We start from the raw sequence: 9,891 nt of genomic DNA, 5'->3' as shown, positions 1-9,891 counted from the left end.
GGCGTAAGGAGCGCAGGCGGCTACGCCGCGACGGGCGCGACGGGACGGTCCGGCTCGTCGAGCCGCCAGGCCGTCTCGGGCAGGGCCGCGACGAGCGTGACGCGCACCATGCCGTGGCGCACAGCGGGCGCGCTCTCGAAACCGAGCCGCGTGCCATGGGGAAGCGTCACCAGGCCGAAGCCGCGCGCATCGTCGATCGGCGCGAAGGGCAGCGGGCCGCTGACGGCGACGCGCAGCCCGCGGCTCGGGCGCCCGGCGAGGAGCACGCCGTCGATCTCGTGAGCGAGCAGAGGCTCGGCGCCGAGCAGCCGCGCCGCGGGCAGCACGAGCTCGTAGCGGATCGCACCGTCGACGACGCGGCGCACGCACGCGAAGGCACTGCGCAGCTGCGCTTCGCGCCCGACGGTCGTCACGCGTTCACGGTAGGCGCACGGTGCAACAGCGCGGCACTCCCCAGTGCGGGTGGTCCACCGCGGGCCGGCCCCACGCGCTCTGTAACCCGCAGGAAACTCGCGCAGACGTAGCGTGGAAGCGCTCGAGTTCAACAGGACAGCGAGGCCGTGCGGCCGGGAAAGCGGACACCTCCGAGCGTCATCGTCACGCCCTGCCGAAGGAGAACCATCATGAGCGAGTTCCACGTCCCCGTCGTCGACATCAGCCCCTACGTCGCGGGCGGTACTGCCGCCGAGAGGGCCGCCGTCGCCGCGGCCGTCGATGCGGCGTGCCGCGAGGTCGGCTTCATCCAGATCACCGGCCACGGCGTCGCCCCTGCGGCCGCCGCGGGCCTCGCCGGCGCGATCGACGACTTCTTCGCGCTGCCGCTCGAGACCAAGAAGCGCTGGCTGCGCCCCGCCGCGGAGAACCGCGGTTACACCGCCCCCAAGTCGGAGACGCTGGCGCTCAGCCTCGGCGTGCAGTCCGAGACGCGCATGAAGGACTTCTTCGAGGCCTTCAACGTCGGCTCTGCGGCGTCCGACTATCCCGAGGCGACACTGCTGGCGGAGCACTACGCCGAGAACACGTGGCCAGAGGTCGACGGCTTCCGCGATCGCATCGACGCCTGGCGCACCGAGGCCGGGCGCGTCGCCCGGACCATGGTCGGCATCTTCGAGGACGCGCTCGAGCTCGCCCCCGGCACGATCGCGGGTCTCGCCCGGCATCCCATCGAAGTGCTGCGCATGAACAACTACGCCCTGCCCGACGGCACGACGGTCGAGCTCGACGAGGACTTCATCGGAATGGGCGAGCACACCGACTACGGCATCGTGACGATTCTGTGGGCCGACCGCGCCAAGGGCCTGCAGGTGCTGCACGGGGGCGAGTGGCACGACGTCAGCCCGGCCGACGGCGCGCTGCTCATCAACCTCGGCGATCTCACCACTCGCCTCACGAACGAGCAGTGGCTCTCGACGCTGCACCGCGTGAAGCCGCCGATCCACGTGGTGGACGGCATCGGCACGATCCAGCGGCGCCGTTCCGCCGCCTATTTCTTCGACGGCGATGCCGAGGCGACGGTCGGCCCGCTGCCCGGATTCATCGACGAGCGGCACCCGCGGGTCTACCGCGACGTGACGGTCGACGAGCACATCCACGCCAAGCTGCGCGGGTCGCGCGCGGGCGTGGTGAACACGGATGCCGCCCGCGAAGCGGACCGCGTGCTGAACGCCGCTCGCTGACCGGTTAACGAGAAGAACCCCTGGTCACCCAGGGGTTCTTCTCGTTGTGCGCGAGGGGGGACTTGAACCCCCACGCCCTATACGGGCACTAGCACCTCAAGCTAGCGCGTCTGCCTATTCCGCCACCCGCGCGCACTTCCGGCGGTCAGAATCGCTTCTTCCGCCGAAGAAAGACCTTAGCACGGATTCGGGGCCGCCCCGTTCACGCGGCGCCTTCTGCGCCGGGCCGCGAGGGCGCCCGCTAGCGTAGTCGCATGACCGACCTCGCCCGCCCCGAGCTCGACGAAACCGCGAACATCGCGCGCGAGCTGATCCGTTTCGACACGACGAATTACGGGGAGGGGCGGTCGAAGGGCGAGACCGAAGCGGCCGAGTACGTCGCCGCGAAGCTCGAGGCGCTCGGGCTCGCTGCGCAGCTGTTCGACTCGGCCGAGCGACGCACGAGCGTCGTCGCCCGCGTGCCCGGCCGCAACGGCGACAAGCCCGCGCTCGTGGTGCACGGCCACCTCGACGTCGTGCCGGCCGACCCGTCGCAGTGGAGCGTCGACCCGTTCGCGGGCGAGATCAAGGACGGCATGCTGTGGGGTCGCGGCGCGGTCGACATGAAGAACGTGGATGCCATGATCCTCACCGCCCTCGGCGACGTGCTCGCCGGCGGCGGCCAGCCCGAGCGCGACCTCGTCATCGCCTTCTTCGCCGATGAAGAGAACGGCGGCGAGTTCGGCTCGCACTTCATGGTGCGCGAGCACCCCGAGGTGTTCGCGGGCGCGAGCGAGGCGATCAGCGAGGTGGGCGGCTACTCGATCGACATCGAGGGCAAGCCCGCCTACCTGCTGCAGACCGGCGAGAAGGCGATGATCTGGGCGAAGCTCGTCGCCGAGGCGCCCGCCGGGCACGGCTCGCGTCTCGTGCGTCGCAATGCGGTCACCGAGCTCGCCGAGGCCGTCGCGAAGATCGGCCGGCTCGAGTTCCCAGTTCAGCTGACCGAGACGACGCGTGAGCTCGTCGCCGAGCTTGCGCGCATCCTCGACGCCGACCCGCAGCAGGTGGGCCCCGACGAGCTCGTGCTGCGCACGGGCTCGGCAGCCGGCTTCATCACCGCGACCCTGCGCAACACCGCGAACCCGACCATGCTCACGGCGGGCTACAAGTCGAACGTCATCCCCGAGCGGGCGGAGGCGCGCATCGACATCCGCCCGCTTCCCGGGCAGGAGGACGCACTGCTCGCGCAACTCGACGAGCTCGTCGGCGAGAACGTCCGCATCGAGCTCGTCGTGAAGGACACGGGGCTCGAGAACCCGACGCGCGGCGAGCTCGTCTCGGCGATCGGCGCGACGATCGAGCGCCACGACCCCGGCGTCCCCGTGCTGCCGTATCTGATGCCGGCGGGCACCGACAACAAGGCGCTGTCGCTGCTCGGCATCCGCGGCTACGGATTCGCCCCGCTCAGGCTGCCCGCCGAGCTCGACTTCCCTGCGCTGTTCCATGGCATCGACGAGCGCGTGCCGCTCGAGGCGCTCACCTTCGGGCGCGCGGTGCTCGCCGACCTCCTGGCGAGCTACTGATGGATGCCTGGCCGAGCCCGGCTCTGCCGGCCGTTCCCGGCCACGGCGTCGCACCGCTCGTCTACGACAGCGCGAGCGACGCGCTCGTGGCGGCGGAACCGGCGGGCGAGACCGCGACCCTCTACGTCTGCGGCATCACGCCGTACGACGCGACCCACCTCGGCCACGCCGCCACCTATCTCGCGTTCGACACGCTGCAGCGCGTCTGGCGCGACGCGGGCTTCGCGGTGCGCTACGCGCAGAACATCACCGACGTCGACGACCCGCTGCTCGAGCGCGCGGCGCGCGACGGGGTCGACTGGCAGGCGCTCGCCGCGGCCGAGATCGACGGCTTCCGCAGCGACATGGCCGCGCTCGGAATCATTCCGCCCGACGCATACGTCGCCGTCACGGAGCGCATCGAGCCGACGGCGGTCGCCGTCGCCGAGCTCCTCGCCAACGGGCTCGCCTATCGGGTCGCGGCCGACGACGCATCCGATGACAGCGACGGCTTCGACGTTTACTTCGACACGACGGCCGCCGCGGATGTCTCGCCGTGGCGCCTCGGTCAGGAGAGCCGGCTCACGCCCGCCGAGATGCTGCCGATCTTCGCCGAGCGCGGGGGAGACCCGGCCCGGGTCGGCAAGCGGAACGAGCTCGATCCCCTGCTGTGGCGCGCGGCGCGCCCCGGCGAGCCGTCGTGGGATTCCCCCGTGGGGCGCGGTCGCCCCGGGTGGCACATCGAATGCGCCGTCATCGCGCTCAACGAGCTCGGCGAGACCGTCACCGTGCTCGGCGGCGGATCGGACCTGCTGTTCCCGCATCACGAGTTCAGCGCGGCGCACGCATCGGCGCTCACGGGCGAGCCCGCCGCGCGCGTGTATGCCCACTCCGGCATGGTCGCCTACCGGGGCGAGAAGATGTCGAAGTCGCTCGGCAACCTCGTGAAGGTGAGCGAGCTGCGCGCCGCCGGGGTCGACCCGCGGGCCCTTCGACTCGCGCTGCTCGCACACCACTACCGCGACGATTGGGAGTGGACGGATGCCTCGCTTCCGGCCGCCCTCGAGCGGCTGCAGCGGTGGCGAGCCGCACCGAGCGCGCCCGGCGAGTACGCTGCGCTGGCCGAGCTGCGCGAGGCGCTGCACCACGATCTCGACACACCGGCGGCGCTCGCGGTGGTCGATGCCGCGGTCGAGGCAGGCGGTCTCTCGCCCGAGCTGCGGTCAGGAATCCACCTGCTCCTCGGCATCGAGCTCTAGCCCCAGCCCAGGGCGTCCCTCTCCCCGCACTTGAACGACAGAACCATTTCTACGTCTGAGAGAACCAATGTCTCTCGGCGGGAGACATTGGTTCTCTCGTTGCAAGAAATGGTTCGCTCGTTCAAGTGAAACGAAAGGGGCCGGCCCCCGGCGAGTCAGCCGCGCGGCGGCTCAGCTGTTGGGGCGCCAGGGCTCCGATGGCCCGCCGCCGCCCGCCGTGCCGCCGTCACGACCGTCACGGCCGTCGGGATGCCTGCGCAGGTAGCGCTCGAACTCCTGAGCGATCGCCTCGCCGCTCGCCTCCGGCGAATCGACCGTGTCGCGCGCCTGCTCGAGCTGCTCGATGTAGGCCGCCATGTCCTCGTCCTCGCCGGCGAGCGCATCGATGCCGCGCTCCCACTCGGCGGACTCCTCGACGAGCTCGCCGCGCGGGATCGTCACGTCGACGAGCTCCTCGAGCTTGTCGATGATCGCGAGCGTCGCCTTGGGGCTCGGCGCATTGTGCACGTAGTGGGGCACGGACGCCCAGATGGAGATCGTCGGGATGCCGACCGCCTCGGCCGCATGGCCCAGGACGCCCAGAATGCCGGTCGGCCCCTCGTAGCTCGACCGCTCCAAGCCCAGCTCGCGACGCACCGACGCGTTGTCGCTCGTGGCGCCGACCGAGATCGGGCGCGTGTGGGGCACGTCGGCGAGCAGCGCTCCGAGGAAGACGATCGCGTCGATGTCCGCGGCGAGCGCGGCGTCGATGAGCTCCCCGGCGAAGGCCTTCCACGCCCGCGACGGCTCGGTGCCGAGCAGCAGGTAGATGTTGCCGGCGTTGTCGCCCGTGACCGCGAGCTCGGCGTCTTCGGCGAGCGCGCGCGGCATGCGCCCGGGCTCGGACGGGCCAAAGAGCACAGCGCCCGGCCATTGCAGGATGCGCTTGCCGTCGTCGTCGAATTTCGAGATGGGCCGGGTGAACTGGAAGTCGTAGAACACCTCGGGGTCGATCTCGTGCAGCGGCACGACGTCGAGCACGTCCTTGAGGGCTCTGACCGCGCCGGTCGCCGCCTCGCCCGCGTCGTTCCAGCCTTCGAAGGCCACGACCAGGATGCGGCCGCTCAGGACGCCCTTGCCACCAGTGCCGTCAGCGCCGTCAGTCAAACGCCACCTCGCCTTTCCTAGCTTGCGGTCAGCGTCACACCAGGATAGGCCCGGGGGCGCAACAGGCCCCCGATAGACTCGAGACCCGTGACCCAGCTCCCAGCGGCCGTCCTCTTCGATATGGACGGCACCATCGTCGACACCGAGCCGTACTGGATGACGGCCGAGACGGAACTGGTGCACAGCTGGGGCGGCACCTGGACGCACGACGACGGCCTCGCGCTCGTCGGCAACGGCCTCGAGGTCTCGGCCGCGGTGCTGCAGTCCCGCGGTGTCGATCTCGACATCGCGACGATCATCGACCGGCTGACCGACCGGGTCACCGCCCAGCTGGCCGAGAACGGAGTGCCGTGGCGCCCCGGCGCGCAGGAGCTGCTGCGCGGCATCCGCGAAGCCGGTGTCACGACCGCGCTCGTCACGATGTCGTTCCGCCGCATGGCCGAGCAGATCGCGAGCTACATTCCGTTCGACCCGTTCGACATCATCGTCGCCGGCGACGAGGTCGAGCACCCGAAGCCGCACCCCGAGGCGTACCTCACCGCGGCGAAGCGCCTCGGCGTCGAGGCATCCGCCTCGGTCGCCATCGAGGACTCGCTGGGCGGCCTCGCCGCCGCCGTCGCGGCCGGTACGATCGCGATCGGCGTGCCGCACCTCGTGCCTCTTCCGGAAACCGGCGACCACACCATCTGGCCGACGCTCGAGGGGCGCACCCTCGCCGACCTTCGCGCGCTGGCCGCGCAGAAAGCACCGCAGGCACCACAGGCATGAGCGACCAGAGCGAACAGACGCAGCCCCAGACCCAGGTCCCCACGAGCACACTCGCCTTCAGCGGCCCGTTCCGCGCCGGCGACCGCGTGCAGCTCACGGGCCCCAAGGGCCGCATGAACACGATCACGCTGAAGCCGGGCGAGAAGTTCCACACCGAGCGGGGCTTCATCGCGCACGACGACATCATCGGCCAGCCCGACGGCACGGTCGTCGCGAACTCGACCGGCGCCCTGCACCTCGCGCTGCGCCCGCTGCTGAAGGACTTCGTGATGTCGATGCCGCGCGGCGCCGCCATCGTCTACCCGAAGGACGCCGCGGCGATCCTCGCGAAGGCCGACATCTTCCCCGGCGCGACCGTCGTCGAGGCGGGCGTCGGCTCCGGGGCGCTCTCGCTGTGGCTGCTGCGCTCCATCGGCGCCGAGGGGCGCCTCGCGAGCTTCGAGCGCCGCCAGGAGTTCGCCGACATCGCGATGGGCAACGTGGCGGGGTTCCTGGGGTACCGTCCCGCGAACTTCGACATCACGGTGGGCGACCTGGCGGATGCCCTTCCCGAGGTCTTCCCGGAAGGGACCGTGGACCGCGTCGTGCTCGACATGCTCGCCCCCTGGGAGCCGCTCGAGGCGGTCGCACGGGCCCTCAAGCCCGGGGGAGTGCTGCTCTGCTACGTCGCGACCGTCACGCAGCTCAGCCGCGTCGCCGAGGCGATCCGCGACACAGGTCACTTCACGCACCCCGACGCCGACGAGACGATCGTGCGCGGCTGGCACGTCGAGGGCCTCGCGGTGCGCCCCGACCACCGCATGGTCGGCCACACGGGCTTCCTGATCACGGCGCGCCGGCTCTCACCGGGGGCGGAGCTGCCCGAGCTCAAGCGCCGCGCGAGCAAGAAGAGCTACTCCGACGAGGACGTCGAGCTGTGGACCCCCGGAGCTCTCGGCGAGCGCGGCAAGAGCGCCAAGATCCTGCGCAAGAAGGCCAGAGAGGCCCAGCGCATCGCGGAAGCGCGCGCCGGCGACGGCGCAGCAGAGGCGGGCGCGGATGCCTCGCCGGAGCCGCCGTCCGAAGAGACGCCATAACTTGCTCCACTAGAGTGTCGTCCGCCCCGCCGCCCACCGTCGAAAGAGCACCCGTGCGCCGTACGCTCCCCGCCCTGATCGCCCTCGCCGTCATCGCCGGCGCAGCCCTCACCGGCTGCAGCAGCAGCACCGTCGGCGCGTCCTCCGACTGCACTGTGAAGAGCGGCGGCGGCTCCGAGTCCATCCGTGCCACCGGCGCCTTCGGCAAGGACCCAGAGGCCAAGGTGCCGTCGCCGCTGAACGTGAAGAAGGCGCAGTCGACCACGCTCATCACGGGCGACGGGAAGAAGGTCGGCACCGGCGGCGTCGCCGAGGTCTATCTCACGCTGTTCGACGGTTCGACGGGTCAGCTCGGCGCCCAGACCTCCGCCAACCTCGTGCCGGTGACGTCGAAGTCGCTGGGCGCCGGCCTCGCCGACGCGATCAGCTGCGCCACGGTCGGATCGCGTCTCGCGGTGGTGCTCCCGCCGAAGGAGGCCGCGCTGTTCAACGCGCCCTCCGGCGACTCGCTGGCCGCGATCGTCGACATCTCGAGCGCCTACCCCGACCGGGCGACGGGCAGTCGGCGCGCCGCCACCCCCGGTTTCCCGACCGTGGTGCTCGCCCCGAACGGTCAGCCCGGCATCGTGCTCGGCTCGCACGACGAGCCGACCAAGGTCAAGACCGCCGTCCTCAAGCAGGGCGACGGCGCGGTCGCGAAGAAGTCCGACTCGCTGATCGTGCAGACGCAGACGGTGAACTGGTCCGACCCGCAGACCGCGTCCGGCACGTGGGAGAACGGGTCGGCGACGGCGCAGACGCTCAGCGACGGCAGTGCCCTGTCGCAGGCGCTCATCGGCAAGAAGGTCGGCTCGCAGATCATCGTGCTGCTTCCCGCGAGCAAGAGCGATTCGGGGCAGGCGTCCGCCACCGTCGTCGACATCCTCGGGCGCCTGCCCGGCACCGCCCAGCAGTAGGCGACGGGAAATGCGCGGGAAGGTGCGCGCGGCTTCCTAGACTGGCTCAGTGCCCCGTATCGTCCCGCCCGAAGAGCGGCAGTTCGCGCTTGTGCTCGCCCTGCTCGCGACCGAGCAGGGGCTGACCAAAGAGCAGATCCTGTCGACGGTCGACGGGTACCACCAGAAGTACGTGCCGAACGGCGACAACGCGAACCTCGAGCGCCAGTTCGAGCGCGACAAGGACGCCCTGCGCGAGCTCGGCGTGCCGCTCGAGACGGTCGACGCCCCGGGGCAGCCGGGCAACAACCAGCTGCAGAGCTACCGCGTCTCGAAGGGCGACTACGAACTGCCGGGCGACATCGCGTTCACCCCGACCGAGCTGTCGCTGCTGCAGCTCGCGGGCACGGTGTGGCGTGAGGGGTCCCTGTCGGGCGACATGCGCCGGGCGATGATCAAGCTGCGCGCCGCCGGGGTCGAGCCCGACGGGCCGATGCTCGGCTACGCCCCGCGGCTCAAGCAGCTCGAGCCCGCGTTCGGCCCGCTCACGCAGGCGATCGAGCGGCGTGAGGCCGTGTCCTTCCCGTATCTGCGCCCCGGCCGCACGGTCGCCCGCACGCATACCATCAAGCCGCTCGCCCTGTTCCAGTTCCGGGGCCGGTGGCTGTTCATGGGGCTCGACTACGCGGACCACAAGCTGACCTTCCTGCTCTCGCGCATCGTGGGCGAGGTGACCTACACCCGCGAGCGCTTCGAGCCGCCGCCCGGAGACCACAGCGCCGAGGCGCTGCGCGAGCTCGAGCACCTCTGGCAGCGCAACACGGCGACGGTGGCCGTCGAGCCGGGCAGCGACGCCGCGATCCGCCTGGCGCGCCGCTACGGCGGAACGGCCGACGGACGGCTCCTCGTGGTGCACTACAGCGATCTGTCGCTGCTGGCCGACGAGCTCGCCGGCTACGGCCCCGAGGTGACGGTTCTCGAGCCCGACCACCTCAAGCAGGCCGTGGTCTCGCGCCTCGAGGCGACCGAGTGGGCGCACCGCGACGCCGATGCCGCGGCGGGCGGTGCCGCATGAGCCCCCGCCCTGCCTTCGCGTCCGACCGGCTCGCGTTCCTGCTCTCGGTCGTGCCCTACCTGATCGACCACCCGGGCGTCCCCGTCGCCGAGGCCGCCGAGCACTTCGGTCTGACGCCGGCCGAGATGCAGGCCCAGGTCGAGCGCATCACCGGCATGGGCGTTCCCGGCGCCACGAAGACCTACGGCCCCGAGGACCTGTTCGACATCGACTGGGACGCGCTCGACGACGAGGGCCGCATCTACATCACGAACCGCGTGGTCATCGACGACGCCCCGCGGTTCTCGGCCCGCGAGGCCGCGGCCCTCATCGCCGGGCTGCAGTACCTGCAGGCGATCCCCGGAACGGCCGACACCGAGGCGCTCGCGGGGCTGATCGCGAAGCTCTCGCGCGGCGCGTCCGCCACGCCGCC

9 protein-coding genes, 1 tRNA gene and 1 pseudogene are annotated in these 9,891 nt (G+C 71.3%); 8 read left to right on the top strand and 3 right to left on the bottom strand.

All coding sequences use genetic code 11. From position 1 onward, the window contains the following. Positions 1-20: 20 nt before the first annotated feature. Positions 21-413: a hypothetical protein gene (locus ACM2XV_RS09160; protein WP_487026711.1), complete on the bottom strand. Its 393-nt coding sequence runs from the start codon at positions 411-413 to the stop codon at positions 21-23. A gap of 210 nt (positions 414-623) precedes the next feature. Between ACM2XV_RS09160 and ACM2XV_RS09155 the strand changes: the two genes are divergently transcribed. Then, on the top strand, positions 624-1,676 hold the full coding sequence (locus ACM2XV_RS09155) for an isopenicillin N synthase family dioxygenase (protein ID WP_487026710.1): 1,053 nt from the start codon (positions 624-626) through the stop codon (positions 1,674-1,676). Positions 1,677-1,723: 47 nt separating this feature from the next. Here the strand turns inward: ACM2XV_RS09155 and ACM2XV_RS09150 are convergent. Further along, positions 1,724-1,808 (bottom strand) — tRNA-Leu (locus ACM2XV_RS09150). Positions 1,809-1,930: 122 nt separating this feature from the next. On the opposite strand from ACM2XV_RS09150, the gene ACM2XV_RS09145 reads away from it, so the two are divergent. Beyond that, positions 1,931-3,241: a M20/M25/M40 family metallo-hydrolase gene (locus tag ACM2XV_RS09145; protein ID WP_487026709.1), complete on the top strand. Its 1,311-nt coding sequence runs from the start codon at positions 1,931-1,933 to the stop codon at positions 3,239-3,241. After that, positions 3,241-4,479 (top strand): cysteine--1-D-myo-inosityl 2-amino-2-deoxy-alpha-D-glucopyranoside ligase, encoded by a 1,239-nt coding sequence (gene mshC, locus ACM2XV_RS09140; protein ID WP_487026708.1) that lies wholly within the window; start codon positions 3,241-3,243, stop codon positions 4,477-4,479. The genes ACM2XV_RS09145 and mshC overlap by 1 nt, the downstream gene beginning before the upstream one ends. A gap of 171 nt (positions 4,480-4,650) precedes the next feature. Here mshC and ACM2XV_RS09135 read toward each other — a convergent pair whose 3' ends face one another. Further along, on the bottom strand, positions 4,651-5,625 hold the full coding sequence (locus ACM2XV_RS09135) for a PAC2 family protein (protein WP_487026707.1): 975 nt from the start codon (positions 5,623-5,625) through the stop codon (positions 4,651-4,653). A gap of 87 nt (positions 5,626-5,712) precedes the next feature. Between ACM2XV_RS09135 and ACM2XV_RS09130 the strand changes: the two genes are divergently transcribed. From ACM2XV_RS09130 to ACM2XV_RS09110, 5 genes and pseudogenes are all read left to right on the top strand, one after another. Beyond that, entirely contained in the window at positions 5,713-6,393 is a 681-nt protein-coding gene (locus ACM2XV_RS09130) for an HAD family hydrolase (protein ID WP_344778053.1), read from the top strand. Beyond that, positions 6,390-7,469 (top strand): tRNA (adenine-N1)-methyltransferase, encoded by a 1,080-nt coding sequence (locus ACM2XV_RS09125; protein ID WP_487026706.1) that lies wholly within the window; start codon positions 6,390-6,392, stop codon positions 7,467-7,469. Before ACM2XV_RS09130 ends, ACM2XV_RS09125 begins: the two co-directional genes overlap by 4 nt. Positions 7,470-7,522: 53 nt before the next feature. Continuing rightward, positions 7,523-8,425, top strand: coding sequence for a peptidylprolyl isomerase (locus ACM2XV_RS09120; RefSeq protein ID WP_487026705.1), 903 nt, complete (start codon positions 7,523-7,525; stop codon positions 8,423-8,425). A gap of 49 nt (positions 8,426-8,474) precedes the next feature. Next, positions 8,475-9,479 (top strand): helix-turn-helix transcriptional regulator, encoded by a 1,005-nt coding sequence (locus tag ACM2XV_RS09115; protein ID WP_487026704.1) that lies wholly within the window; start codon positions 8,475-8,477, stop codon positions 9,477-9,479. Then, positions 9,476-9,891 (top strand): annotated as a pseudogene (locus tag ACM2XV_RS09110) (helix-turn-helix transcriptional regulator); the annotation flags it as partial. The gene ACM2XV_RS09115 and the pseudogene ACM2XV_RS09110, both read left to right, overlap by 4 nt.

This window comes from Gryllotalpicola sp. CP2-P1 (assembly GCF_057512245.1).
The sequence above is the reverse complement of the archived record's forward strand: the minus strand, read 5'-3'. Positions and strand labels throughout refer to the sequence as shown.

Excerpts from the sequence above, each read along its gene's own strand:
- ACM2XV_RS09155 (WP_487026710.1), top strand. The coding sequence starts at position 624 with ATGAGCGAGTTCCACGTCCCCGTCGTCGACATCAGCCCCTACGTCGCG.
- ACM2XV_RS09145 (WP_487026709.1), top strand. The coding sequence starts at position 1,931 with ATGACCGACCTCGCCCGCCCCGAGCTCGACGAAACCGCGAACATCGCG.
- mshC (WP_487026708.1), top strand. The coding sequence starts at position 3,241 with ATGGATGCCTGGCCGAGCCCGGCTCTGCCGGCCGTTCCCGGCCACGGC.
- ACM2XV_RS09125 (WP_487026706.1), top strand. The coding sequence starts at position 6,390 with ATGAGCGACCAGAGCGAACAGACGCAGCCCCAGACCCAGGTCCCCACG.